Source organism: Pedobacter antarcticus (assembly GCF_900112985.1).
In the GTDB taxonomy this organism is placed as follows: domain Bacteria; phylum Bacteroidota; class Bacteroidia; order Sphingobacteriales; family Sphingobacteriaceae; genus Pedobacter; species Pedobacter antarcticus.
Map to the genome: position 1 here is coordinate 396,422 of NZ_FONS01000003.1, position 25,431 is coordinate 421,852.

Here is a 25,431-nt window from a genome sequence, read left to right on the forward strand (position 1 = left end):
ATTATGTTAACTTAAATGCGAAGGAACTGGTTAAATTAATGTATCACTTTAAATAACAGCTCTTTAAGCAATTCTCCATCGGTAATATTCCCGGTACTGTCTACTCCCTTGCTTTTAAGATCATACTCCCGCAGTAATCCAATAATCTGAAAGACTTTAGTCAGGTTATAAGATCGGGCAGCAGTTTCATAATCCTTCACAAAATACGGATTCACACCAAGCTCCTTTGCTGCGTCACCTTTGTGCTGCAAATAATGATATTTCAGGATTCTGGTGAAATAACTGTTGAGATTTGCCATAATCATAACCATAGGATTCGCCTTCGGATTATTAGCGAAATAGTTTATAATTTGATTACATTTCAACACGTTCCGGACAGCAAGTGCTTTTTGCAATTCGAACACATTATACTCCTTACTAATTCCAATGTTTCGCTGAATATGATCCGTATCTATGGTTGTCCCTTTACTAATATTGAGCAGGAGCTTTTCGAGCTCGTTGGATATTTTAGAAAGATCCGTCCCCAGATACTCAGCCATTAATGCCGCAGCCTGCGGGGCTATTTTAGCGCCTTTCTCCTCCACAAGATCTTCTATCCAGGCAGCAAGCTTATAATCCCTTACAGGGTCTGACTGAAAGATCACACCCTGTTTCCCTATGGATTTATAAATCTTTTTACGTTTATCAAAATTGGCGTATTTATACGCGAGCACCAAAATTGTACTGGGCAGTGGTTTTTCAAAATAATGCTGGACAAACTCAGCTGCCTTACTACTGCCGTCCACTTCCTTCGCCCATTTTAGATCCTGGGCTTCTTTTACAATGATAAGCTGATAGTCTGACATCATAGGATAACGTTTGGCCGCATTCAAAATGGTGGCCATATCAGTATCCTTACCGTACAATACAGTTTGATTAAATCCCTTCTGCATATCATCCAGAACATGTTGTTCCATAAAATGAACAACCTGATCAATATAATAGGATTCTTCGCCGTGAAGAAGATAAACAGGCTTGTATTTTTTAGCTTTGAGGTCTTTAAGAATGTCGGAAGCAGTCATATAATTATCCAAATGTAACCGCTAAAAACTAATTATTAAAGGTTATTTTTGCATTAATGGCATTTACCCCTACCGCATTGAATTTACCGCAGTACCCCTTTCGTATCACCTTAAGGGAAAAGCAACACTTTATATTCGATGAACTAAGAAAGAAGCACCTGGTGTTAACGCCGGAGGAATGGGTGAGACAACATTTTATCCAGTATCTGATCCTGGAAAAGAAATTCCCGAAATCGCTTATTCAACTGGAAGCCGGACTCAACCTCAATCAGCGAATGCAGCGTACAGATATTGTAGTTTTTAATCATTCCGGAGATAGAATAATGGTTATAGAATGTAAGGCGCCGCATATTCAGATCAATCAGCAAGTATTCGATCAGGCAGCACGCTATAATTCTGTGCATAAGGCACGGTGGTTAGTAGTAACAAATGGCCTGAAACATTATTATGCGCAGATTGACCATATCAATCCAGGGTTTTCTTTTCTGGAAGAACTACCTGAATACTGCCATCTGTAAAATAAAAAGCTGCATCATTCCAATTTCGCGGTTCGATGCAGCTTCGGTCGGAAAGCTTCAATATCTTTCCCAGTGGTCAATGCCGGACAAATAGATTCCCGTTAATTAAAAGCGTCTACATAAAGTGAGGTAGAATATCTTGCTTTATTTTCCAGCCGATAGAAGCTGTATGTTGGATATGGGGCAAAGAAAGCTCTGTCACCATTATAAAACACAAGAAAACACGTTATTTCAGATGGAATTTTAAGTGTTACAAATCCCTGCGCATTTGTAATTCCTCTAACAGCCGAATTATTAACCAGTTCGTTAAGATCGCCTGTAAACGTCGCCGGATCAGCTGTTACTGCTGCAATTCTAAAATTATTGACAGGCGTCCTGTGATCCCGTTTTGATATTATTGTGAGATTTAATGAAGCAGAGAAATCAGATGCTTTTGTCTCTTTCTCTTTGACTATTCCTGCCACAACCTGTATATGTTCGCGAATCTTGTAGGTCATCCGATTACTCATTGCTGAATCTGCAATAATCAGATAATTATCGGGACTTAATTCCGAAAATGCCGCCACCCCATTCTGATCAGTTTTAAGTCTGGCTGCCGCTCTTTCAGGATTGAGAAAATTGATGTGTAATAAATGATCAGCTTTATAAAGTAAAACTGTAACCTCTGGCACGCCCAGCCCGGCATAATCAACTATTTTATATTTAAGCTGTCCTGTATCGGGGCTATCAACTAAATTTACGTTTGTAGTTTTCTTACAAGCAAATAGTAGAAATGAAAAAGCTACCAAGCTTATTATTTTGTATGTCATATGATGTTTGGCTAAAATTTGCTGTATTATGGTGTATACACAAACATCCTGACTGTGGTAGTCTCGCCTTTTTTCAACGATATTCCATAAGCAGTATTATAAATTGTATTCGTTTTCAGGTTATAGGTCGCTATGACATAGCTTTTATCAGATGGTACTTTAGATGAAAAAATACCCTTAGAATCTGTTATTCCTTTAGCGTCTGCTCTTGTAAAATAAGACGCCGGATCACCTATGTTACCATATTCATCAGCGGGCACAAGTAACACACCTATATTGTTTAAGCCCAGTCCAGTACTATAATCTTCTACCAAAACATTAAAAGTCCCGGAGTAATCTGACACTTTAATATCACGCTGGCCGGTCTTTCCTGTAAGTACCTGAATATAATCTTCAATAACATATTTCACGTTGTTTACCATCGGTGAGTCGGGAACAATTTTGTAGGTACTGGGATTGAGTTCTCCAAAATCCACTGACCCGTTTCCGTCAGTCTTACGCGTATCCAGCAAAATAGCCGAACCACTATAAATTTGAACAATATCAAATAATGATACATTTACATTGGGGATACCCTTACCAGCGTCGTCCAGAAACCTGTAAGTTAGCTTACCGCTGGTGGACACTGTAACATCAATATTAGAAGTTTTTTTACAAGAGGAGAGCATAACTACTAAAAGTATGCAGAGAGAGAAATTAGATTTCATGAAGTAATAAGATGTTAAAATAAACAAAGGCGCAAATATACCTTTATAAAGTATATTTAAAATTAAATAATTCCTTTACCAGTCTAAACACTAATATATCAATCTAATTTTGCTGAAGCGATCGCGCGGTGTTCATATCCTTCTCACATCATCTGGATATAACACATAAAAAAAGGGCAACTGTATAAATACAGCTGCCCTTCGGTTTTATAGCTTAAAGTGCACTTAAGCTCTCTTGAATAATTGCAATTTTAGATTCAGCATCGGCCTTTTTATTACGCTCGTTCTGAATAATCTCGGGTTTCGCATTCTGCACAAATCGCTCATTACTTAATTTGGCATCAACAGATTTCAGGAAACCCTGGAGATAAACCAGATCTTCATTCAACCTGATTTTCTCTGCTTCCACATCTATAGTTTCATTAAGCTGAACAAAAAACTCATCCTTACCTACCATAAATGCTGCTGCACCGGCAACTTTCTCCTGAACAAAATTCATTTCGGAGATATTCCCTAGCTTTCCAATAACAGGCTCCCATTTAGCATAATCCGTTTCAGAGTTTACACGGATATCCAGCGGTAAAGCTTCTTTTGGAGAAAGCTGTTTGGTATTTCTAATATTTCTTACTTCAGCAACAATACCTTTAACAAGTTCCACCTCTTTTAAAAGAGCCGCATCTGCTGGTCCCGATACCGGATAAGGGGCAACAATAATACAATCCAGTTCACCTTTTTCGCCAAAGATCTCATCATGCCACAATTCTTCTGTCAAAAACGGCATAAACGGATGCAACAGACTTAGAATTTTTTCAAAGTAACCGATAGTCGCTTTCAGAGATGCAGAATCAATTGGCTGCAGATAAACCGGCTTAACCATCTCCAGATACCATGCACAGAAATCATCCCAAACGAGTTTATAAGTTACCATTAAAGCTTCCGATAAACGATACTGTTTAAAGTTACCCTCAATTTCTTCCAATGCCTCATTAAACCTGTTATCGAACCAAGCGATCGCCTGCTCGTTCGGATTAGCTAAGCTTTCATCAACTTCCCAGCCTTTAATCAGACGGAAAGCATTCCAGATCTTATTCGCAAAATTCCTTCCCTGTTCACAATAACTTTCATCGAACATCAGATCATTTCCTGCGGGCGAGCATAGCAACATCCCTACACGTACACCATCCGCGCCATATTTTTCAATCAAACCAATCGGATCAGGAGAGTTACCCAATGATTTAGACATTTTACGACCCAACTTATCCCTTACAATACCAGTCAGATAAACATTAGTGAAAGGTTTCTGGCCACGGAATTCATGTCCTGCCATAATCATCCTGGCTACCCAGAAGAAAAGGATCTCGGGCGCCGTTACTAAGTCATTAGTCGGATAATAATAATTGATATCCTTATTATCCGGATCTTTAAACCCATTAAAAACGGAGATCGGCCATAACCATGAGGAGAACCATGTATCCATTACATCCTCATCCTGTCTCAGGAATGGCGCCAACTGATGCTTAAAGCCATTCGCCTCTTCTTCTGTAAAAGTACTATCAGGATCTTTCTGGCTTAAAAATGCATCCAGCGCTTCTTCCTTGGTTTTGGCAACAACCCAGTTATTTTTATCATCATACCAGGCAGGGATTCTCTGTCCCCACCATAACTGGCGGCTGATACACCAATCTTTCACGTTTTCCATCCAATGACGGTAGGTGTTCGTGAATTTCTCAGGGATCAGATTAATTTCTCCATTCAATACATCCGCAAGAGCAGGTTTTGCCAGCTCATCCATTTTACAGAACCACTGCAGCGATAATTTAGGCTCGATTGCAGCATCGGTACGTTCAGAAAAACCAATTTGCGACTTATAGTCCTCTACCTTATCCAGGTGCCCGGCTTCATCCAGTAATACCGCAATCTTCTTCCTGGCAGCAAAACGGTCTTCGCCAACAAGGATAACCGCCAGCTCATTCAGCGTACCATCGTCGTTCAGAATATCTATAACAGGAAGATTGTGTTTTACGCCAAGCTCATAATCATTCAGGTCATGGGCAGGGGTAACTTTCAAACAGCCTGTACCAAAATCCATTGTAACGTAATCATCTTCAATGATTGGAATTTCCCGGTTAAGCAATGGTATAAAAACATTTTTCCCTTTGAGGTGCGTATAACGCTCATCATTAGGATTAATACAAATAGCTGCATCAGCCATGATAGTTTCAGGCCTGGTCGTGGCTACAGTTAAATAACTGTCCGACTCACCTGCAACTGTATAACGGATATAATATAATTTCTGATTAACTTCTTTACGAATTACTTCTTCGTCAGAAACAGCAGTTTTTCCTGTCGGATCCCAGTTTACCATACGGATTCCGCGGTAAATCCGACCTTTATTATACAGATGTATAAAAGTATCAATAACAGCTTCTGACAGGTCATCCTCCATCGTAAAACGTGTACGCTCCCAGTCACAACTTGCACCAAGTTTCTTTAACTGATCGAGAATGATACCACCGTATTTCTCTTTCCATTCCCAGGCATAAGCCATAAATTCTTCCCTGGTCAGGTCCTTTTTACTGATTCCTCTTTCTTTCAGCATCGCTACGACCTTAGCCTCTGTCGCAATAGAAGCATGATCAGTACCCGGTACCCAGCATGCATTTTTACCCTGCATTCTGGCACGACGGATCATTACATCCTGAATAGTGTTATTCAGCATGTGCCCCATATGCAAAACTCCGGTAACATTAGGCGGAGGTATAACTATGGTATAAGGTTCACGTTCATCAGGTTCGGAATGAAAAAAGTTTTTAGACATCCAGTAGCTGTACCATTTATCTTCGGTAGCAGCTGGATCATATTTAGTGGAAATGCTCATGGCTAAGTACTGGTTAAATTACAAAAATAACGTTTTTACAGCAAAAATCAGCTTATAAACTCTTCATCGAGGATCGCATATTCGAAACTATCCATCCATCCGGTTTTCAAAGGAAGAATCTGTCGTTTTGTCCCTTCCCTGGTCATCCCTGCTTTCTCCAACACTCTTATAGAGGCCAGATTTTCGACAGCACAGCCAGCTTCGATACGATGCAGTTTTAGGCGGTCAAATCCAAATCTGATTACTGCGCGGATGGCTTCGGTAGCAAAACCTTGATTCCAGTGTTCAACATTTATTTTATACCAGATTTCAGCACTGTTAAACTTCTCAGACGAAAGTTTCAAGGAAACAAGGCCGATAAAACCACCTTTTTCCAATTCGACAGCAAACGTGTAATTCCTGATTGTTTTTTTTAGATGGTCATGAATCCAGCCATCCACAATAATATTAGTCTCTTCCAGATCTCTGGGAATTCCCAGCGTGTTATATTGATCAGTCTCTGCCATCTGGTGCAATACGTGTACTGCTTCCAGATCGGCCATCTTTACTAATCTTAATTTTAACCTTTCCGTGAAAAATTTTAGTTCTGCCATATTTATGTATTGAATGCTCTGTAAATGCCTCTGCCGGACCGCAGACACGGCCAAATATAGTAAATCGGAAACTGTCCGGTAATATCGGAAGACGGATTGTGGCATGGATCCTTTCCATATAACATTTATTCTGAAGAACAACACAATAAAAAGTGTTAAAAAATGTTAATGTTGATAGATTAAATATCCAATCATGAAGTCAATTAAATTACTTACACTTCCGGGATTACTCTTCAGAAAACTAGGGATAACTAAGTTATACTACTGGTTCAACAGGTAATATTTTTAATAGAATTTGCTTCTGTCAGCTGTCATTGCGTAATTTGAGCAACATTTGACACCGGTTAATCAGGCGAGTCTGAACCTTCTGCGCAACCTGCGTATACCGGAGCACAATCTATATAGAATATGATAAACATCAAGAACTTTAAAAGTTACTTCGCCGTACTGGGAATTGTAGCCGCGAGCTATTCCTCTTATGCGCAACAAGCACCGAAAAAATTCATCGATCCGGCTAACATGGATTTATCTGTTAAACCAGGAGACGATTTTTACAACTACGCCAATGGTGTATGGATGAAAAACAATCCTGTTCCAGCGAAAGAAACGCGTTGGGGAAGTTTTAACGAATTACGTGACTTTAATATTAATGCTGTAAAAAGCCTGGTTGAAGAAGCTGCTGCAGATAAAACTGCACCTGCAGGTTCTGTAAAAAAACGTGTAGGAGATTTCTATACCGCAGCAATGGACAGTGTGACCATTGAAAAACTAGGCTATTCGCCGATTAAAGCAGACCTGGCCAGAATTACATCACTAAAAGACATTAATGCAGTTATTGACGAGGTGGTAAGAATGAGAACTGCCGGTTCAGGTAACCCCATGTTCAACTTTGGCGTTGCACAGGACAGAAAAAACGTCACTAAATACCTCCCTTCTTTGGGCCAGGGAGGAACTACGCTTCCAGACCGTGATTACTATTTAAAAGATGACAGCAGATCTGTTCAGATCCGTGAAGCTTATCTGAAATACATGACTACTCTATTTGCACTGACGGGAAATACTGAAGCGCAGGCAAAGGAAAAGGCTAAAACAGTTTTAGCTATCGAGAAGGAATTTGCAGCAGCGCAGATGTCCCGTCTGGAGATGCGTGATCCTTATAAAACCTACAATAAATTTACGGTTGCAGATTTCACTAAAACTACGCCGCATATCAACTGGGCAGCTACTTTACCGAAATTAAAGGTTCAGAATCAGGACACTTTATTGGTTGGCGCCCCTAAATTCTTTGAAAATCTGGATCAGATGCTGGGTAAAATCTCCGTTGCTGACTGGAAAACATACCTGCAATGGAATGTATTAAAGAGCTCTGCTCCTTACCTGAGTTCACCATTTGTGAAAGCAAACTTTGCCTTCACACAGGCACAAACAGGACAAAAAGTACAAACTCCAAGATGGCAACGTATGTCATCCCTCACCGATGCGACTATTGGTGAATTGTTAGGTCAACTTTACGTAGCCAAATATTTTAAACCAGAAGCAAAAGCAAGAATGACTGAACTGATCAGCAATCTGCGTAAAGCTTTTGAGATCAGAATTAATAACCTGGATTGGATGAGTCCGGAAACCAAAGTAAAAGCGTTAGCGAAATTGAATGCTTTCGTCCCAAAAATCGGCTATCCCGAAAAATGGAAAACTTATGATGGGCTAACTATCACTAATAATACTTATTTCCAAAACGTCAAAAATTCAGGAGCATGGGCTTACAATGAAATGGTTGGACAATTGGGTAAACCAGTTGATCGTACACGTTTCGGTATGACTCCTCCTACTGTAAATGCATACTACAGTCCAACAATGAACGAGATCGTTTTCCCTGCCGGAATTTTACAGTTTCCTTTCTTCGCAGCTGATGCAGATGATGCAATCAACTACGGCGGAATTGGCGCAGTTATCGGTCATGAAATGTCACATGGTTTTGATGATAGCGGTAGCCAGTATGATAAAGACGGTAACCTGAGAAACTGGTGGACTAGCGAAGACAGGACAAAATTTGACGCTAAAACAAAGGCATTGGGAGAGCAATACGATGCTTATACTGTATTAGATACTATTCATGTGAATGGCAAATTAACAATGGGTGAAAACATTGGTGACCTAGGTGGTCTGAATGCGGCTTATACGGCGTTCAAACTTACAAAACAAGGACAGTCGAATGAGAAAATTGACGGCTTTACACCCGATCAGCGTTTCTTCCTTTCGTGGGCACAGGTATGGAGAGGTAATATTCTTCCTGAAAGTGCAGCTCAGCTGATTAAAACAGATCCACACTCTCCGGGAGAAGCCAGAACTATTGGTGCTCCGGTAAATATGGACGCCTGGTATGAAGCATTTGATGTAAAACCAGGAGACAAATTGTATAAAAAGCCAGAAGACAGAATCAGACTCTGGTAAACATTTAAAACCAAAGGGCATTGCTTATTCGCAATGCCCTTTTTGTTAAAACCGGTAACCAAGGCCCACACCAATAAGCCATGGCCTGATTTTCACATCTGCCTGGATATTGCCTAACACATCTGCTAATTCTGGATTTTCGGAAGGAGTAAGATTAGCGGCATCCACAGTTGCTTTCGTAGACAGGAATATTTTTTTCAGATCTGCATTGATAAACATCCTGTCAGTGATGGCAAAATCCAAACCTGCCTGTGCAGCGAAAGCAAATCTATTTTTATAAGAGATATCCTGCACAACAGGACCCTGATCTGCATTATAAAAAATAGTGTAATTAACACCTGCACCCACATATGGTTTAAACTTTCCTACAGGATAATGATATTGCAAAGTCAACGTAGGCGGGAGCAACCATACTTTACCAAGATTCACCTCTGCCCGATCAGGGCCGCCTATAGCACTCAGGTCAGAACCTGTGGTTTTCACTTTATGCCTGGTCGTTCCGAGAATTAGTTCAGCAGAAAGATTTTTAGTAAAGAAATAGGTGAAGTCAAGCTCCGGTATAAATGATTTTGAAATTTGTGCATCCCCGCCAATTACACCAACCTCAGCACTTTCCTGAGGGATAACATGAAAAGCACGAAGTCTGACTCTCCATTCACCAGGAGCGGGATTTGACTGCGCAAAAGCGCCGAGTCCTAAAAAAAACAGGGATCCGAATACAATTAATCTTTTCATAACATTTGATTTGATACCTCAAATGTATAGCGGACACAGTTTTTAAATAGTGTCAGAAAACACAAAACCCCGTGATTAACGGCACTTATTCCGTGTATTTAGCCTGAATCTTTTTAGGAAGCTTTGATAGTATTATGCCGCGCGATTCGGCAACGCGTTTTTTCAGTTCATTCCAGGGCAGTACTTCCAGATCAGCAATCCCTATCCAGCTACCCTTAGCCATATGATAAGCCTGAGTGATGCCGTCTCTGGAAACCAACTCTTGAAATTCTTCCACATCACACTTGATAGCGAAACTACCCTTAGTCAGTGAATAAATTACATAGATCTTATTTTCAATCAGAAAACAAAGATTTTCCTCCCATTTTACATCTTCTGTAGTCCCTGGAAGACTCAGGCAGTAATGACGAAACATTTCTATATCCATAAGAATTAAATTCCCACTAATTTACGGAATTCAAATACATTTGCACAGATGAATATACTTACGGCAACAGCGGATGGCTCTTTTACGCTATATAACGAGACTATTGGAGAACATTACCATTCCAAACACGGTGCGCTTCAGGAAAGTAAACATGTATTTATAGAAGCAGGGCTAAAAAAAGTTTTTACTGATTATCCTGAGCAGAATATTAATATTCTGGAAGTCGGATTCGGCACGGGGCTTAATTACATATTGAGCCGTTCTTTTGCAGAAAGTATACAGCGTAATTTTAACTATACCGGAATCGAAGCATTTCCCCTCTCGCTTGCAGAACTTCAGTCTACCCAATATCAGCAATATGTTGCGGAACCTTTGTGGAATAAATTCGAACAGGATTATCAGCAAAGCATTAGTCATCCAGCGGAAATCAATACACCTGAGTACTTACAAATTGCACATACAACCCTTCAGGAATTCACAAGCAGGTTTAAATATGATCTTATTTATTTTGACGCATTCTCTGTTCAGCACCAACCTGAGCTCTGGTCAGATGAGATTATAACCAAAGTCTGCACCTTCTTAAAACCAGGCGGTATTTTCGTTACCTATGCAATTACAGGAAAACTTAAAAGAGCATTAAAAAGTTGTGGAATGGAGATAGAGAAACTTCCCGGTGCTCCCGGAAAAAGAGAAATGCTAAGGGCGAGAAAACTTATATAGAATTAATTCCGATTAGGAAGAACAGAAAGGCTCAATCGAAAAAACGATTTCATAATCCATTCAGCATCAATTAAATTGGATATATTGACAAATGAAAGACGCAATTATACAAACTACAATCGCAGATTGCGTGTTAAGCAGTGATTGCGCAGCTGTCATATAAGAATTTAAAAACTAATGGAAAAAAGAAAATTAGGTAACACAGATTTAATCGTTCCCCCACTAACTTTCGGAGGGAATGTTTTCGGATGGACACTAGACGAAGCCCGTTCTTTTGAAATACTTGACGGTTTAATGGATTCAGAACTGAATTTTATTGACACAGCCGATGTTTATTCCAGATGGGTTCCTGGAAACGAAGGTGGCGAGTCAGAAGTCATTCTAGGCAAATGGATGAAATCCAGAAATAACAGGTCAAAAGTTATACTTGCCACGAAAGTAGGCAGTGATATGGATAGCAGCGGTAAAAAAGATTTGTCGGCCAAGCATATCAAAGAAGGTATAGAGGACTCATTAAGAAGGCTGCAAACAGATTATGTAGACTTGTACCAGTCCCACTATGATGACCTAGGTACGCCTGTAGAAGAAACTCTGGAGGCTTACGACCAACTTATCCGCGCTGGAAAAGTTCGCTGGGTTGGAGCTTCCAATTTCAGTCCGGAAAGGCTTAAAGAGTCACTTGAAACCAGTAAAAGATTGAGCTTACCAAAATATCAGACTTTTCAGCCTGAATACAATCTTTATCAACGTGAAGGTTTTGAACGCGAGCTGGAAAAAATCTGTAAGGATAACCAGTTGGGTGTAATTAATTATTACTCCCTGGCAAGTGGTTTTCTAACGGGCAAATATCGTTCAGAAGCAGACCTTGGAAAAAGTGCCAGAGGGTCAGGAATTAAAAACTTTCTAAATGAACGGGGATTTAAGATCCTGAAGGCACTCGATGTTGTAGCCGAGCAATATAACGCTACACCGGCAAGCGTCGCCTTAGCATGGCTTATAGCCAGACCGTCTGTTACTGCTCCGATTGTTAGTGTAACTAGTTTAACGCAGCTGGAAGATCTGAACAGGGCAACTGCACTGAAATTAGATAACGAAGAAGTATCCATTCTGGATGATGCCAGTGCCTGGTCTTAGACCTGAAGCATTTGTATAAGGGTTTAACAAATGTCCTGCTTTTTTTTGGCAGGGCGTTTGTTTAGCCAAAGCAAATCTATTATAAACCAGGTATGAAATATAATACGCTCCCATTTTACGCCAAACTAGCATTAGTTTTAATTGCAATCATCTGTTTGGGGTATCTAGCTATTCTGGGTAAAACCTTACTTGCCCCACTCCTATCCTCCTTTCTTTTAGCCCTGTTATTATTGCCTATGGCGAATTACATGGAAAGAAAACTGAGATTTAAAAGAGCTTTGTCTTCAATGGTGTCAGTGATTGTAATGATTAGCGTTATCTCAGCGATCCTGTTTTTCCTGGTTAATCAACTCAGTGATTTGGGTCAAGACTGGCCTTTGTTGAAACAGCAGGCTATGCATTCATTTGAGGAGCTGCAGCGATGGGTATCCAATACCTTTAACGTGAACGCCCATAAACAGATCGACTATCTTAAAAACAGCGCTACAAGTGCAGTGGCAACGAGTGCAACGCTGGTAGGCACAACTTTAATGACGCTGTCATCTTCACTATTGTTCATGGCATTTCTGTTATTATTTACTTTTTTCATCCTGAATTACAGACGTATTCTTTATAGTTTTCTGAAAAGTGTCTTTAAAGAAGAACATGCAGAGAAAGTAAGTGCAATTGTTAACCAGATCCAGTACATTATTAAAAGGTATATTCTGGGGCTATTCCTCCAGATGTTAATCGTTACAGGGGTTATGATACTCGTACTTAGCTTGCTAGGTGTAAAGTATGCAGTGTTACTGGGTTTAATTACAGGGATATTCAATGTCGTACCTTACATTGGTATTTTCAGCGCTTTACTAATCAGCGTGCTGATTACCTTTGCGACTGCGGGTGCGGCAAAAGTTCTGCTGGTTATTATCAGTTTTGTCGCTGTACATGCACTCGATGGCAATATTCTACTGCCACTGGTTGTCGGTTCAAAAGTAAAAATCAATGCATTGTTCGCTTTTATCGGCATTGTAGTTGGCGAAATGCTCTGGGGTATTTCCGGTATGTTTCTTTGTATACCATACCTGGCCATGCTTAAAATTATCTTCGACAGGATCGATGAGCTTAAGCCCTGGGGCATATTATTAGGAGATGAAGATAAACCAGGTAAGAAGCGTAAAGTTTACCGGATCACCAAGAAAATCACACTCGAAGAACCCGAATAATTTAAATTACTTAAATTCGCCATTATGGCTAATCATATCCCCCCAGCGGCTGCATCAGATCCATCAGCCGCTTTTTTACGTTTACTAACTGTTCTTGATACACTTAGAACAGACTGTCCATGGGACAAGAAACAGACTATGGAGACCCTTCGTCACCTTACCATAGAAGAGACCTATGAGCTGTCTGATGCCATCCTGGAAGGCGATCTAACCGAGGTCAAAAAGGAGCTGGGTGACGTTTTAATGCATCTGGTTTTTTATGCCCGTATTGCCTCAGAGACCAATGATTTTACCATCGTGGACGTCTTAAACAGTGTTTGTGAAAAACTAATTAGCCGCCATCCGCATATTTATGGAGATGTTGAAGTAGAAAATGAAGCCGATGTTAAACGTAACTGGGAACGTCTTAAACTTAAAGAAGGTAATAAATCTGTTTTAGGTGGAGTTCCTGTGTCATTACCTGCACTGGTTAAGGCCAGCCGAATCCAGGAGAAAGCGAGAGGGATCGGTTTTGATTGGGATAACAAACAACAGGTCTGGGAAAAAGTAGAAGAAGAACTGGCAGAATTCAAACAAGAGTTCAATGTTGAAGAGCATGTTGCCATAGATCAGGAAAAGGCAGAATCTGAATTTGGCGACCTCCTGTTCTCACTTGTCAACTACGCGCGATTTATTGGTATTAATCCAGAAAATGCATTGGAAAAGACAAATAAGAAATTTATTAAACGCTTTCAGTATATAGAAACAAAGGCAGCAGAGAACGGTCAGGCGCTGCAGGATATGACGCTTGCCGAAATGGATGTTTATTGGAATGAAGCCAAAAAAATCCTTGCGCATTAGTACAGCAAAATATAGATTATAAAAAAACCGGTCCTATTGAGAGACCGGTTTTTTTTATGGAAATCACACTAGCCGTGTTTTTTCTTCATTGTCATTTTAGCCTTCTGGCCGATGCCATAGTTATAATTCTTAGAATTACTCTCTTTCTTTTCATGGTATGCACCGCCACCGACAGGCTCGTCAGTTTTCTCTTTCACCGGCCTGTTCTTATCAAGACCTTTTGTCCTTAGTGTTTTTTCTGCAACCAGCTCTTCCGGCAATTCAGCCAGCTCCAGCTTACGGCCAATAGATTGCTCAATTTTCTTAACCTGCAATAATTCCATATCTGTCGCAAAAGTAAGCGCCACCACCTCTGTAGGAATTTCTTTGTTTTTGATTACCCTGGTCAGGTAAGTTTCCTTCTCTTCAGGAAGTTCAAAGTGGATTAAGAAAGGAATGCCGCTCAGATCAAGAGATCCTGCACCTTCATTGGCTACAACCAGTACCCTGGCTTCAGGCGTCTCTTTGAAGTCTTCAAAGTTATCAAAACCATCCTCATCAAAATGAAGCGGTCTTAGCATAGATACTTCCATTTCATGTGGCGTGGACAGACTTTTAGCCAGTTTCTGCGCGGTAAGCCTTGAATTCACAAAAACGACTACCTTGTCAAACACCTCAGAGTCACGAAGTAAGTTGTGCAGCAGATTAACTTTTGTCTTATAATTTGGTACGTGATATAACAATTGCTCTACAGTTTCAGTCTGCGTATCACCGAAATCTTCGACCTCGAGTGTCGTCGCGAAACTCATGAACTGATCGGTCATTTTGGTTAATTTTTCATGGATAACCTCTGTAAATACCAGATGCTGACATTTGCCTGCACTTCTGGCGAGCTCGCAAACCGGCAACTGCATTCCTTGTTTAATAATCAGCTCTGCATCATCTACGATAAAAGTCTGCAGCTTGCTTAAGTTTAAACCGAGCTTGAGATAAATAGCTCTTGCCCGCGTCGGCGTGGCAACAACGATATCGATACCCAGCACCAACTCATTAATTTCTGCTTCCATACCACCTGTACCGTACAAACCGACGATATTCAGATCCCTGTTTTTACTCAGTGAAACAAACTGATCGATCACGGCAATAGCCCTTTCCTGATCTGCAACTAAGATCAATACCTTAGGTGCATCATCTTTGGTATATTTTAAACGCATTAAAACGCCAAGAACATAGGTTGTAGTTTTACCGGAACCTTCAGGTCCTACAGCAATCACATCCTGACCACCCAGAATCCTTGACATTGTTTTCGCCTGAATTTCTTTGGGTGTTAAGTAACCTGCATCTGTCATCGCAGTGACAAGGGGCTTACTCAGTTTTAATTTATCTAATGACACAGTATTGATTTAAAAATGTAAGGCTGCAAATTTACGGAAATATGCCCAACATCCGTAATACTCCTGACAATCGGCTATAAATGCTTTTAAACCCCAATTTCGAATACGGAAAAAGGTATTCCATGGACATTGTATCAAGATTTTGATACAATGTCCATGCCTTCAGAAACCAGATTGATTAGCTTTGCCACCGATCGTGCACACCCGTGCATTTTATAAAACACAATTAACACCAATGAAAAAAACGTTATTTAGTTTATTCTTACTTACCGCTTCCATGAGCACATATGCGCAGGATGCTGTAAGTTATCTAACCCCTCCACAGGAAATGGCAGACCTTTTACTGGCCAAACCAACTCCTGCAGTCCTTATTGATGGCAAGACAGAATGGATTCTGCTAAGTGAGAGAAACTCGTACCCTTCTGTAGAAGAGCTGGCTATGCCGGAATTCCGGATAGCAGGAATGCGGATCAATCCATCCAATTATTCGCCAAGCAGACAGATTTTTATTAATGATTTCACCCTCAAAAATCTGAAAACTGGTAAAACAGAAAAGATTAAAGGCTTGCCCACAGCGTTATTTGCGGGGAATGTAGCCTGGAATCCGGGTCAGACAAAAATATCATTTACGCAAACTACTGCCCAGGGAGTGGACCTATATGTAATAGACCTGGCCAGCCTTAGCGCGGTTAAAATCAATACAGAGCCATTAAACGTGGTGATGAGCAATGGTGTCTTCTGGCTTAATGCAGAATCACTGGTTTACCGTACCGCAATTGCTCCGGCCAGCAGCATGCCTGTAAAACCATTAATGCCTAAAGGTCCGGCAGTACAGCAGGCTTTAGGAAAAGCATCTCCAAGCCCAACTTACCAGGATCTGATCAAGTCTCCTTATGACGAACAGCTATTTGAATTCTTTGCCAAGTCGCAATTGAATATCTTTAAAAACGGACAGCAGACGAAAGTAGGAAAACCTGCAATTTATCTGAGTGTGGAGGCTTCACCTGATAAAAAATTCTTACTTCAGCGAGTAATCAACAAACCATTCTCTTATACCGTTCCAGCCAGAGGATTTCCTTCCACGGTTAAAATTACCGACCTGACCGGAACGACTGTAAAATTGCTTGCAGACCTGCCATCATCAGAAGGTACACCTTCAGGTTACGATAATGTTCAGAATGTAGCGAGAGGTTACAGCTGGAGAGCAGACCAGGCTGCAACTGTAATCTGGGCTAAACCACTGGATAGCGGACTAATCAAAAAAGAAGTTCCTTTTCATGACGCCGTATATGCGCTTTCTGCACCTTTTAATGGTACACCCAAAGAACTCTTTAAAACACAGAACCGTTACCGCAATACAGCCTGGGGAAATACCACGCTTGCATTGGTTTATGAAATGTTGAGAAGCAAGCAGACGCAGAAAGTAAGCCGTTACAACCCGCAAGCCGGAACTTTGGAGACTCTATACGAGTTAAATTTAACAGATAAATATAATGATCCCGGAGAACCGGTAACTGAGAAGAATGAATTTGGGCAGCAGGTTGTACAAATCCTGGATAAAGGCACTAAATTACTGTTTAACAATACGACCGGATCCTCTCCAAAAGGCGATTTACCTTTCCTGGCTAAATTCGATCTGAAAACTAAAAAGAATGACATTATATGGCGCAGTGCTCCTGGCACATTTGAGTATGTTTCAGATGTTCTTGACGCGAATAAACTGGTCTTATTAACCCGTAGGGAATCCCAAAAGGACGTACCCAACTATTACCTTAAAAATCTGGTATTACGTGTAGCGGACCATCAGCTTACGGATTTTACAAACCCGTACCCACAGCTTGAAGGCGTAATCAAAGAAAAAATTTCTTATAAACGCGCTGATGGGGTTGATCTGACTGGTGACCTGTATTTACCGAAAGGTTACGATAAAGCTAAAGACGGCCCTTTACCGACACTAATCTGGGCATATCCCCGTGAATTTAACTCCGCGGCAGACGCAGCACAAATCAGGGGCTCAAAAGACCGTTTCACGACAATTAGCTGGGCTTCCCCTATTTATTGGGTAACTCAGGGATATGCTGTATTGGACAATGCAGAAATGCCGATTGTTGCGCGTGACGGCAAAAAACCAAATGACACCTTTGTAGATCAGCTGAAGTTAAATGCAGAAGCAGCGATTAATAAATTGTCAGAGCTGGGGGTCGGCGACCGGAATAGAATGGCTGTCGGCGGACATAGCTATGGTGCATTTATGACAGCCAACCTGCTGGCGCATACCAACTTGTTTAAAGCAGGATTGGCAAGAAGCGGTGCTTACAACCGTACTTTAACTCCGTTTGGATTCCAGAATGAGGATAGAACTTATTGGGACGTACCGGAACTTTACTACCAGATGAGCCCGTTCAGTTATGCTGACAAAATCAAAACCCCACTATTATTAATCCATGGCGATTCAGATGATAATCAGGGAACTTTCCCAATGAATTCAGAACGTCTGTTTAGTGCGATCAAAGGATTTGGTGGTACAACCCGTTTCGTTTTCCTTCCTTATGAAGCACACAGTTATAGAGGAAAAGAAAATATTCTGCATATGCTTGCAGAGATGAATAACTGGTTAGATACTTACGTTAAGAATGCTAAATAATCAAACTTTTGCTGGTTCATAGAACAGCAGTTAAATAAAAATCCCGGCTTAGTAACCGGGATTTTTTTATTTAAATCTTATTGCTTTTAGCGGTGAAATCCTGCTGACCAGCATAGAAGGAATGACAAGTACCACTAAACAAATAATTAGTGTAGCAGCGTTTAACATTAATACATCTGATAAATGAAGTTCAATAGGCACATAATTAAGATAGTATGAAGTCTGATCCAACTTAAATACGTGGGTATATTGCTGCAGAAAAGCTAATCCCAAACCTAAAATATTCCCCAGAATCAGACCTAAACCCACCAGGTAAACCGCGTTATATAAAAACACCTTCATTACATCGGCATCACGCATTCCAAATGCTTTTAACATACCGATCATATTAGTTCTTTCCAGTATCATGATTAATAAGGCCGTAACCATATTAATTACCCCAACTATCATCATCAGCACAAGCAGAACTTTTGTATTCACATCAAGTAAAGACAACCAGGTGAAGATATTTGGGAAATATTCTTCTACCGATTCAGACCTGAGCTTCATGTCCAGCCCCTGGTAAACCTTATCCGAGACAGGTCTTAACCTGGCAAAGTTTTTAATCCTGACCTCTATGCCGCCAACTTCATCACTTTTCCAGTTATTTAGTCGTCTGATAATATTAAGATCACCGAGTGCAAACCCCTTATCTATCTCTTCCACACCAATATCATAGATGCCAACAATCTTAAACGGGCGTTTACGTGGCGGGTCCTGTACGAAATGCATGATAAACTGGTCACCTGTTTTGAGCTTTAACCTGTCAGCAGTATAACTGGAGATCAGGATTTCCCGCATGGCCTGGGCGCTGTCGGCAAAGTTGATCACGCGGCCACTGACTAAATGCTTTTCAATATATGACCAGTTGAAACCCTTTTCAACACCTTTAAAATTAATCCCTTCGACTTCATCATTTGCAGAGATAATGCCTGGTTTGGTAGCATAAGATTGGAAATAATCGATATCGGGGTTATTCTTTAAGGTTTCGATTGTCTGCCCGGAAGGCACAAAAGGTGCGAGTTCAAATGAGTTATTAGTATCCAATTTAAAAATCCGGATATCACCGACATACCCTCTTACCTTCTGCTGAATTTCAGTTTTAAAACCTTTGATAATTGCTACTGAGAGCATCATAACTGCCAGACTAAGCATAACTCCGGCAATAGCAATACGGACTATCAGTTTAGAAAATGTCCTTTTAGATTTTATGGCGATACGCCTTGCTATGAAATAAGATGTATTGATATTTTTCAAGTATAATATTCGTTATAAAAGTCTTTTTTCCTGAGGATCAAGACCGGGCTGTAAAAATGCGAATATTAATTCAGTATGAAAGTTTAAATCAATGGATATTATAATTGACTGCTTCCTGCCAGCTGTCTTCAATTTCCAGTAATTCGGAAGGTTTTATCTGCAGTGCATGTGCAATACTGAAAATCGTTTCTACTGAACAAGCCAGTTTACCTAATTCAATCCTCGACAAATGTGAATAAAAATCGCCGTCCGGATGAACCCTTCCCGCAAGTTCGACGATTGTCATACCTTTCATTTTTCGGTGTTTCCGAATATTATTTCCTAATATTTTTTTTCCGTTTCGCTCAGGCATAAAACAATTTAAAAAAAATTCTAATGCAATATAGCATATATTCTGACCTGTCATGACATAAAACAGACAAATAACTGTATTAACATGAAATGCTTAACTTTGTTTCAAAGCCAAAGCCTATGAAATCTATCCCTCACATACTAAGCTGTTTAATTTTAATGTTCTTTATTACGCAGTCCTGCAAAGCAGATACGGGACAATATCAGACAATGAAAACTGATACGCTTCAGAGCGGCATCCTTACAGGAGCGGAACAGACAGAAAAATATCTGCATTTGCTGCAGGGTAAAAGAGTAGGCATGGTTGTAAATCAGACATCCGTTATTGGAACCCGGACGGTCGTGGACAGTTTGCTGGAACGAGGTGTTAAAATAGTGAAGATATTTGGCCCTGAACATGGCTTTCGGGGAAAAGCAAGTGCAGGTATCGCCGTTGCAGATGATATCGATGAGAAAACCGGTATCAAAGTCGTTTCCCTTTACGGAAAGCATCAGAAACCGAGCACTGCAGAATTGCAGGATGTTGATATTATGATCTTTGATATACAAGATGTAGGTGTCAGATTCTACACCTATATCAACACACTTCAATATGTGATGGAAGCCTGTGCCGAAAATAACAAAGAAGTAATGATTCTGGATCGTCCGAACCCAAATGGCTTCTATATAGACGGGCCGGTTCTGGATTCGAAACTAGTTTCCGGGATAGGTCTTAAACCGATTCCGATCGTACATGGTCTAACAGTTGCGGAATATGCGCAAATGCTTAATGGCGAAGGCTGGCTAAAAAACAAACTGCAATGCAAAATTACGATTGTGCCGGTTGCAAATTATAATCACGATATGCCCTATACCCTACCGGTAAACCCATCCCCTAACCTTAACACACCGGAATCAATTCTGCTTTACCCAACGACATGTTTGTTTGAAGGCACTTATTTAAACCATGGCAGAGGAACCTTATTTCCTTTTACCATTGTCGGTGCACCTGCGCTGAAAGGGAAATTTAAGTTTTCTTATACACCGAAAAGTATTAAAGGGATGGCAGAAACCCCCTTACATATGAACCAGGTTTGTTATGGTCTGGACCTGAGAAACTACGATACTGAAAACATTCGCCGTGATAAAGTGTTAAATCTGCAATGGCTGATAGAACTTTATAAAGCATACCCGGTTAAGGCTGATTTCTTTAACACAAAGCTGAGCAATCAGATGAATAGTATCGATAAACTTGCCGGTGTGTATACATTTAAACAGCAAATTATGGCTGGTAAATCTGAAAAAGAGATCCGTGCCAGCTGGGAACCTGCATTAAGTCAATATAAAACTATGCGCCAGAAATACCTGTTGTACCCTTAAAACAATTGATTATGTCTGAAGAACGCAAAAAGAAAAATGATAATCCGGCAAGTAATTACAAGGAAACTGTTCCTGAAGATAAGGTTGACAAGGGAAATAAAGCTGTAGTTAAACCTGAGGACAAAGATTATCAGAAAGAGGAACCGAAGTTTCCGAATCCGGCAAAAGAAAGAGAAAAAAGCGAGCAGCCACCGACTGCACATAATAACCGCACTTAAGATAACACCCGCCAGCTTTTAAAAGCTGGCGGGTGTTTTTATTTTGATTTCTTCTGTGCCGCACGAAGGAACTGCATTAAAACCTTTTCGTCATGCTCCATTGCCTGGCTGACAGGTCCTTCAGCCGCCCTGTTTATTTTCTTCAGATACGGTAAAAGCGAACCATCTTCAAAGCTCTCCAGCAGCAAAGGATAAACGTATGAGCTCTTGCATACCGCCCGTGTATTTCCAAGTTTGCTGGCCACGCAGTCAAGTACTTCCACTATAATTTTTTTATGCGAACTCTTTTCGTCCTGCCTCGCATTGCAGACCGCCAGCTGCCGCATAGCTTCCAGCGTACCGCCCCAGGTCCGGAAATCTTTCGCAGTAAAATCTCCGCCGGTAATCTCCCGGATATAATTATTGATCTTACCCGAGTCAACTGCGCGATGTTCTTTTCCCTCCGTATAATACTGGAATAGATCCTGACCGGGAATTTCTTTACAACGCAATACCATTTTTGCCAACCCTTTATTACGGAGTGTAACTTCTTGTTTAACCCCCTTTTTCCCTACAAATTTCAGCTTGAGCTGGTTGCCTTCCAGCCTGGCATGCTTATCTTTAAGGGTCGACAAACCATAACTTCCGTATAACTGCGCGTAGGAGTTATTTCCAATACGGATTAAGGTATGCTGCATTACCTCTACACAGATTGCCAGAACTTTTTGCTCATCATAATTCTTACGCCGCAGATGTGCGGCTACCTTTTTCCTGGCAGCGGGCAATGCCTTGCCAAAATCCAGCAGGCGAAAGTACTTACGATCCGACCTGCGGGAAGTCCAGTCATTATGGTAACGATATTGCTTTCTGCCCAGAGCATCAAGCCCGGTTGCTTGCAGATAAGCATTCTTTTTGGGCGCTATCCAAACCTCTGTCCATGCAGGTGGCAACACCAATGCATTTATCCGGGCCACCTGTTTCTCATCGGTAACACGCGATCCATTTTGATTTTCGTAATGAAATTTCCCTGGTTTACCCTTTCTATAAATGCCGGGCATGGTATCAGTCATATACAACAAACCAATTTCTTTTATTTCTTCAGTTGTATCAACCATATAAAGCAGGAAAAAAGATTAAGCTTATTTTTCTAATTTTGTGAAAACAATAGGGTGCTGAAACAAGCAAGCTGCTAGCTTCAGCACCTACGAAAAACAACAACATAACATGATGAAAATAGTTTTCATGGGTACCCCTGATTTTGCAGTTGCTTCTTTAAATGCATTGGCAAACGCCGGATTTGAAATTGCTGCTGTCGTTACGGCAGCAGATAAGCCAGCCGGAAGGGGCCAGAAGATACAAGAAAGTGCAGTTAAACAATATGCAGTTGCACATGACATTAAAGTATTACAACCACTCAAACTTAAAGACCCTGAATTTATTGCAGAACTTGCTGCTTTAAAGGCAGATCTGCATGTCGTTGTAGCTTTCAGAATGCTGCCGGAGGTGGTATGGAATATGCCACCAAAAGGCACAATCAATTTGCATGGCTCACTTTTACCACAATACAGAGGGGCTGCTCCGATCAATCATGCAATTATCAATGGTGAGAAAGAAAGTGGAGTAACTACGTTTTTCCTCAAACACGAAATAGATACAGGCGACATTATTTTCTCTACCAAAGTAGATATCGCTCATGATGCTACCGCCGGAGACCTCCATGACCAGTTGATGGATGCAGGCGCAGCCTTACTTGTTAAAACTGTAAAAGCGATTGAATCCGGAGATTATCAGGAACAGCCGCAGCCACAAAGCGACACACTAAAACATGCACCTAAAATCTTTAAAGAAGACTGTAAAATAGACTGGAATAAATCTGCAGGTGAGGTTTATAATTTAATCCGCGGACTAAGCCCGTATCCAACGGCTTTTACTGTCCTGAACGATAAGACGCTCAAGATCTTCAAAGCAGAACTCGCTGAAAAAGAAGTTAAAGGCACACCTGGAACCTGGTACACGGACGGTAAAACGAAATTAGAATACCAGGCTGCCGATGGTCTGATCTCCTTAATTGACTTACAGTTTGAAGGAAAAAAAAGAATGCAGGTAGGAGAATTTTTAAGAGGAATGCGTTTATAGCCAGAAGCTATAACGCATTCAATAAAGCACTCATGGATTTGGTGATTTCGTTGAAATAACGTTTTCTTCCATATCCCATTACCCAGCGGATACCGGATGAAGCATTGGTTATAAATACTTCATCTGCCGCTTGTAAGACTTCGGGGTTAATCTGGGCTTCGATGATAGAGACATTATTCTCTTTGGCCAGGTTCATGACAGCTTTACGCATTACACCAGCGATGCACCCTTCCGATAAGGCTGGCGTATAAATCTGCTTATCATATACCACAAAGATATTAGAGCTGATACTTTCGCATAAAAATCCATGCTGATTTAAAATAAACGCTTCATCCAACCGGTTTTGCTGTTTAAACAACCCGGCCATTACATATAGCTGTGAATTGCTCGTTTTATAATTGGAAAGCATGTTCACAGGCTTGGCGAGTTCGGAATACACACTAACGATTAAACCCTTTTTATTCAGCTGATAACTGTTATCGGCCATCGGGCTTGCTTCCAATATATAACCAGCTTCGTTACTTTCGGGAGTATATAACCCTTCTCCATCCCGGTAAACCGACAGACGGAAACGCGCATTATCTTTCAGCTTATTTTTCCTGCTGAGCTCTGCCGTTTTTTGTTTCAGAAAGTAGGCGTCAAACAAGACCCCGCCTTCAATTTTCAGGGCCTTCATCCCTGCCTGTAAACGTTCTGCATGCAATTCTGCAAACTTCAATTTCCCGTCGCACATTCTCATCGACTCAAAAAGCCCGTCTCCATAACGAAAACCACGATTCCTTGCTGTGAGAATCTGTTGGTTTGCGTTAAGCAACTGATGGTTATGTATAATATATTCTAATTGCATGAATCTCTTAAGACTGTACTATATAATTTCTCCATTTTTGGAGCACTGCGTCAAAATCTGGTGGCAAAGCAGCTTCGAACTCCATATATTCTCCGGTTCTCGGGTGTATAAATCCTAAAGTCTGTGCATGCAAAGCTTGTCTCGGAAGTAACTCAAAGCAATTAGCTACGTATTGCTTGTACTTAGTAAACGTTGTTCCTTTTAGGATCTTATCCCCTCCGTAATTGGCATCGTTAAATAAAGGATGGCCAATATGCTGCATATGCGCACGGATCTGATGGGTACGTCCGGTTTCAAGCTGACAACTGATCAACGTTACATAGTTTAGCCTCTCCAGCACGTTATAATGCGTTACCGACCACTTCCCTTTCTCTTCTTCGTCGTACACATCCATTACAATTCTGTTCTTCAAACTTCTGCCTATGTAACCTGATATTGTACCATCTTCTGCGATATCTCCCCATGCCAGTGCAATATATTTACGGGTAATAGAGTGATCGTAGAACTGCTTAGCCAATTTGGTCATGGTCATTTCATTCTTACTGATAATCAGCAGGCCGGAAGTATCCTTGTCAATCCTGTGAACCAACCCCGGACGACCTTCGTTGCCCGGTAACTGAGGTAACTGTTCAAAATGAAAAGCCAGTGCATTAACCAGTGTTCCTGTATAATTATTAAATCCAGGATGCACAACCATACCAGCTGCTTTATTTACAATCAGCAGGTCTTCATCTTCATATACAATATCCAGCGGAAGATCTTCCGGATAAACTTCAGTATCCCTTGGCGGATGCGGAAAGACAATACTTATTTCGTCGGCAGGTTTCACTTTATAGCTGGCTTTAATCGTATTCTGATTAACCAGCACGTTACCCGCGTCTATTGCATTCTGTATCCTGTTTCTGGATGCATTCTCCATCCGGTGCATTAGAAACTTATCTATGCGCAGTAAAGACTGGCCTTTATCTACAACGATATTAAAATGTTCGTATAAATCCTGCTCTTCCAGTTCTGTCCCGCTGTTATTGTTCTCCATTCTTGACCTTTATTTGTCTATTCGTATTGTGAATACTTTCCACTTTACAAAACTAATCTTTAACAATTACATTTCCGGAATGAAACAGGCCTGTGAATCAATTTAACTCGTTCT

23 protein-coding genes are annotated in these 25,431 nt (G+C 40.8%); 10 read left to right on the forward strand and 13 right to left on the reverse strand.

The window, feature by feature from the left end:
* Positions 1–35 precede the first annotated feature (35 nt).
* On the reverse strand, positions 36–1,061 hold the full coding sequence (holA, locus tag BM192_RS09275; protein ID WP_037442674.1) for a DNA polymerase III subunit delta: 1,026 nt from the start codon (positions 1,059–1,061) through the stop codon (positions 36–38).
* 56 nt (positions 1,062–1,117) lie between these two features.
* On the opposite strand from holA, the gene BM192_RS09280 reads away from it, so the two are divergent.
* A complete protein-coding gene (locus BM192_RS09280; RefSeq protein ID WP_037442676.1) occupies positions 1,118–1,579 on the forward strand; it encodes a type I restriction enzyme HsdR N-terminal domain-containing protein in 462 nt (153 codons plus the stop codon).
* A 101-nt stretch (positions 1,580–1,680) separates the two neighbouring features.
* On the opposite strand, the gene BM192_RS09285 is transcribed toward BM192_RS09280, so the two are convergent.
* The 4 genes from BM192_RS09285 to BM192_RS09300 form a co-directional block, all read right to left on the reverse strand.
* Positions 1,681–2,388: a hypothetical protein gene (locus tag BM192_RS09285; protein ID WP_037442678.1), complete on the reverse strand. Its 708-nt coding sequence runs from the start codon at positions 2,386–2,388 to the stop codon at positions 1,681–1,683.
* A 26-nt stretch (positions 2,389–2,414) separates the two neighbouring features.
* A complete protein-coding gene (locus BM192_RS09290; protein WP_139218422.1) occupies positions 2,415–3,095 on the reverse strand; it encodes a hypothetical protein in 681 nt (226 codons plus the stop codon).
* A gap of 214 nt (positions 3,096–3,309) precedes the next feature.
* Positions 3,310–5,973 (reverse strand): valine--tRNA ligase, encoded by a 2,664-nt coding sequence (locus BM192_RS09295; protein WP_037442682.1) that lies wholly within the window; start codon positions 5,971–5,973, stop codon positions 3,310–3,312.
* Between the two features lie 47 nt (positions 5,974–6,020).
* A complete protein-coding gene (locus BM192_RS09300) occupies positions 6,021–6,566 on the reverse strand; it encodes a GNAT family N-acetyltransferase (RefSeq protein ID WP_037442684.1) in 546 nt (181 codons plus the stop codon).
* 408 nt (positions 6,567–6,974) lie between these two features.
* On the opposite strand from BM192_RS09300, the gene BM192_RS09305 reads away from it, so the two are divergent.
* Positions 6,975–9,017 (forward strand): M13 family metallopeptidase, encoded by a 2,043-nt coding sequence (locus BM192_RS09305; RefSeq protein WP_037442686.1) that lies wholly within the window; start codon positions 6,975–6,977, stop codon positions 9,015–9,017.
* A 45-nt stretch (positions 9,018–9,062) separates the two neighbouring features.
* Here BM192_RS09305 and BM192_RS09310 read toward each other — a convergent pair whose 3' ends face one another.
* Both BM192_RS09310 and BM192_RS09315 read right to left on the reverse strand, forming a co-directional pair.
* A complete protein-coding gene (locus tag BM192_RS09310; RefSeq protein WP_037442688.1) occupies positions 9,063–9,752 on the reverse strand; it encodes an OmpW/AlkL family protein in 690 nt (229 codons plus the stop codon).
* Between the two features lie 85 nt (positions 9,753–9,837).
* The gene (locus BM192_RS09315; protein WP_037442690.1) at positions 9,838–10,179 is read right to left on the reverse strand and encodes an MmcQ/YjbR family DNA-binding protein; all 342 of its coding nucleotides are present in this window, start codon (positions 10,177–10,179) and stop codon (positions 9,838–9,840) included.
* Between the two features lie 48 nt (positions 10,180–10,227).
* On the opposite strand from BM192_RS09315, the gene mnmD reads away from it, so the two are divergent.
* The 4 genes from mnmD (at position 10,228) to mazG (ending at position 14,078) form a co-directional block, all read left to right on the forward strand.
* A complete protein-coding gene (gene mnmD, locus BM192_RS09320) occupies positions 10,228–10,899 on the forward strand; it encodes a tRNA (5-methylaminomethyl-2-thiouridine)(34)-methyltransferase MnmC2 (RefSeq protein WP_037442692.1) in 672 nt (223 codons plus the stop codon).
* Positions 10,900–11,076: 177 nt separating this feature from the next.
* Entirely contained in the window at positions 11,077–12,033 is a 957-nt protein-coding gene (locus BM192_RS09325) for an aldo/keto reductase (RefSeq protein WP_037442694.1), read from the forward strand.
* Positions 12,034–12,125: 92 nt separating this feature from the next.
* On the forward strand, positions 12,126–13,238 hold the full coding sequence (locus tag BM192_RS09330) for an AI-2E family transporter (protein ID WP_037442696.1): 1,113 nt from the start codon (positions 12,126–12,128) through the stop codon (positions 13,236–13,238).
* 24 nt (positions 13,239–13,262) lie between these two features.
* Positions 13,263–14,078, forward strand: a complete 816-nt coding sequence (mazG, locus tag BM192_RS09335; protein WP_074590340.1) for a nucleoside triphosphate pyrophosphohydrolase — start codon at positions 13,263–13,265, stop codon at positions 14,076–14,078.
* Between the two features lie 68 nt (positions 14,079–14,146).
* On the opposite strand, the gene BM192_RS09340 is transcribed toward mazG, so the two are convergent.
* Complete coding sequence (locus tag BM192_RS09340) at positions 14,147–15,451, reverse strand: DEAD/DEAH box helicase (RefSeq protein WP_037442700.1); 1,305 nt, start codon at positions 15,449–15,451, stop codon at positions 14,147–14,149.
* Between the two features lie 235 nt (positions 15,452–15,686).
* Here BM192_RS09340 and BM192_RS09345 point away from each other — a divergent pair, with 235 nt between their 5' ends.
* The gene (locus BM192_RS09345; protein ID WP_037442702.1) at positions 15,687–18,095 is read left to right on the forward strand and encodes an alpha/beta hydrolase family protein; all 2,409 of its coding nucleotides are present in this window, start codon (positions 15,687–15,689) and stop codon (positions 18,093–18,095) included.
* Positions 18,096–18,161: 66 nt separating this feature from the next.
* Here BM192_RS09345 and BM192_RS09350 read toward each other — a convergent pair whose 3' ends face one another.
* Both BM192_RS09350 and BM192_RS20935 read right to left on the reverse strand, forming a co-directional pair.
* Complete coding sequence (locus tag BM192_RS09350; protein ID WP_316931009.1) at positions 18,162–19,391, reverse strand: ABC transporter permease; 1,230 nt, start codon at positions 19,389–19,391, stop codon at positions 18,162–18,164.
* 88 nt (positions 19,392–19,479) lie between these two features.
* Positions 19,480–19,797: a helix-turn-helix domain-containing protein gene (locus BM192_RS20935; protein ID WP_074590335.1), complete on the reverse strand. Its 318-nt coding sequence runs from the start codon at positions 19,795–19,797 to the stop codon at positions 19,480–19,482.
* A 104-nt stretch (positions 19,798–19,901) separates the two neighbouring features.
* Here BM192_RS20935 and BM192_RS09360 point away from each other — a divergent pair, with 104 nt between their 5' ends.
* Together BM192_RS09360 and BM192_RS09365 are read left to right on the forward strand one after the other, a co-directional pair.
* Positions 19,902–21,101, forward strand: a complete 1,200-nt coding sequence (locus BM192_RS09360) for an exo-beta-N-acetylmuramidase NamZ family protein (protein WP_394358816.1) — start codon at positions 19,902–19,904, stop codon at positions 21,099–21,101.
* 11 nt (positions 21,102–21,112) lie between these two features.
* Positions 21,113–21,319 (forward strand): hypothetical protein, encoded by a 207-nt coding sequence (locus BM192_RS09365; RefSeq protein ID WP_037442707.1) that lies wholly within the window; start codon positions 21,113–21,115, stop codon positions 21,317–21,319.
* A 38-nt stretch (positions 21,320–21,357) separates the two neighbouring features.
* Here the strand turns inward: BM192_RS09365 and BM192_RS09370 are convergent, their stop codons facing one another.
* Complete coding sequence (locus tag BM192_RS09370) at positions 21,358–22,413, reverse strand: DNA topoisomerase IB (protein ID WP_037442709.1); 1,056 nt, start codon at positions 22,411–22,413, stop codon at positions 21,358–21,360.
* Positions 22,414–22,525: 112 nt separating this feature from the next.
* Here BM192_RS09370 and fmt point away from each other — a divergent pair, with 112 nt between their 5' ends.
* Positions 22,526–23,434: a methionyl-tRNA formyltransferase gene (fmt, locus tag BM192_RS09375; RefSeq protein WP_074963961.1), complete on the forward strand. Its 909-nt coding sequence runs from the start codon at positions 22,526–22,528 to the stop codon at positions 23,432–23,434.
* A 7-nt stretch (positions 23,435–23,441) separates the two neighbouring features.
* Here fmt and BM192_RS09380 read toward each other — a convergent pair whose 3' ends face one another.
* The gene (locus tag BM192_RS09380) at positions 23,442–24,281 is read right to left on the reverse strand and encodes an aminotransferase class IV (RefSeq protein WP_037442711.1); all 840 of its coding nucleotides are present in this window, start codon (positions 24,279–24,281) and stop codon (positions 23,442–23,444) included.
* A 7-nt stretch (positions 24,282–24,288) separates the two neighbouring features.
* Positions 24,289–25,317, reverse strand: a complete 1,029-nt coding sequence (locus BM192_RS09385) for an RluA family pseudouridine synthase (protein ID WP_037442713.1) — start codon at positions 25,315–25,317, stop codon at positions 24,289–24,291.
* Positions 25,318–25,431 lie beyond the last annotated feature (114 nt).

What these genes read in the sequence shown, in the direction of transcription:
- holA (WP_037442674.1), bottom strand. Translation starts at nt 1,061, where the DNA reads ATGACTGCTTCCGACATTCTTAAAGACCTCAAAGCTAAAAAATACAAG.
- BM192_RS09280 (WP_037442676.1), top strand. Translation starts at nt 1,118, where the DNA reads ATGGCATTTACCCCTACCGCATTGAATTTACCGCAGTACCCCTTTCGT.
- BM192_RS09285 (WP_037442678.1), bottom strand. Translation starts at nt 2,388, where the DNA reads ATGACATACAAAATAATAAGCTTGGTAGCTTTTTCATTTCTACTATTT.
- BM192_RS09290 (WP_139218422.1), bottom strand. Translation starts at nt 3,095, where the DNA reads ATGAAATCTAATTTCTCTCTCTGCATACTTTTAGTAGTTATGCTCTCC.
- BM192_RS09295 (WP_037442682.1), bottom strand. Translation starts at nt 5,973, where the DNA reads ATGAGCATTTCCACTAAATATGATCCAGCTGCTACCGAAGATAAATGG.
- BM192_RS09300 (WP_037442684.1), bottom strand. Translation starts at nt 6,566, where the DNA reads ATGGCAGAACTAAAATTTTTCACGGAAAGGTTAAAATTAAGATTAGTA.
- BM192_RS09305 (WP_037442686.1), top strand. Translation starts at nt 6,975, where the DNA reads ATGATAAACATCAAGAACTTTAAAAGTTACTTCGCCGTACTGGGAATT.
- BM192_RS09310 (WP_037442688.1), bottom strand. Translation starts at nt 9,752, where the DNA reads ATGAAAAGATTAATTGTATTCGGATCCCTGTTTTTTTTAGGACTCGGC.
- BM192_RS09315 (WP_037442690.1), bottom strand. Translation starts at nt 10,179, where the DNA reads ATGGATATAGAAATGTTTCGTCATTACTGCCTGAGTCTTCCAGGGACT.
- mnmD (WP_037442692.1), top strand. Translation starts at nt 10,228, where the DNA reads ATGAATATACTTACGGCAACAGCGGATGGCTCTTTTACGCTATATAAC.
- BM192_RS09325 (WP_037442694.1), top strand. Translation starts at nt 11,077, where the DNA reads ATGGAAAAAAGAAAATTAGGTAACACAGATTTAATCGTTCCCCCACTA.
- BM192_RS09330 (WP_037442696.1), top strand. Translation starts at nt 12,126, where the DNA reads ATGAAATATAATACGCTCCCATTTTACGCCAAACTAGCATTAGTTTTA.
- mazG (WP_074590340.1), top strand. Translation starts at nt 13,263, where the DNA reads ATGGCTAATCATATCCCCCCAGCGGCTGCATCAGATCCATCAGCCGCT.
- BM192_RS09345 (WP_037442702.1), top strand. Translation starts at nt 15,687, where the DNA reads ATGAAAAAAACGTTATTTAGTTTATTCTTACTTACCGCTTCCATGAGC.
- BM192_RS20935 (WP_074590335.1), bottom strand. Translation starts at nt 19,797, where the DNA reads ATGACAGGTCAGAATATATGCTATATTGCATTAGAATTTTTTTTAAAT.
- BM192_RS09360 (WP_394358816.1), top strand. Translation starts at nt 19,902, where the DNA reads ATGTTCTTTATTACGCAGTCCTGCAAAGCAGATACGGGACAATATCAG.
- BM192_RS09365 (WP_037442707.1), top strand. Translation starts at nt 21,113, where the DNA reads ATGTCTGAAGAACGCAAAAAGAAAAATGATAATCCGGCAAGTAATTAC.
- BM192_RS09370 (WP_037442709.1), bottom strand. Translation starts at nt 22,413, where the DNA reads ATGGTTGATACAACTGAAGAAATAAAAGAAATTGGTTTGTTGTATATG.
- fmt (WP_074963961.1), top strand. Translation starts at nt 22,526, where the DNA reads ATGAAAATAGTTTTCATGGGTACCCCTGATTTTGCAGTTGCTTCTTTA.
- BM192_RS09380 (WP_037442711.1), bottom strand. Translation starts at nt 24,281, where the DNA reads ATGCAATTAGAATATATTATACATAACCATCAGTTGCTTAACGCAAAC.
- BM192_RS09385 (WP_037442713.1), bottom strand. Translation starts at nt 25,317, where the DNA reads ATGGAGAACAATAACAGCGGGACAGAACTGGAAGAGCAGGATTTATAC.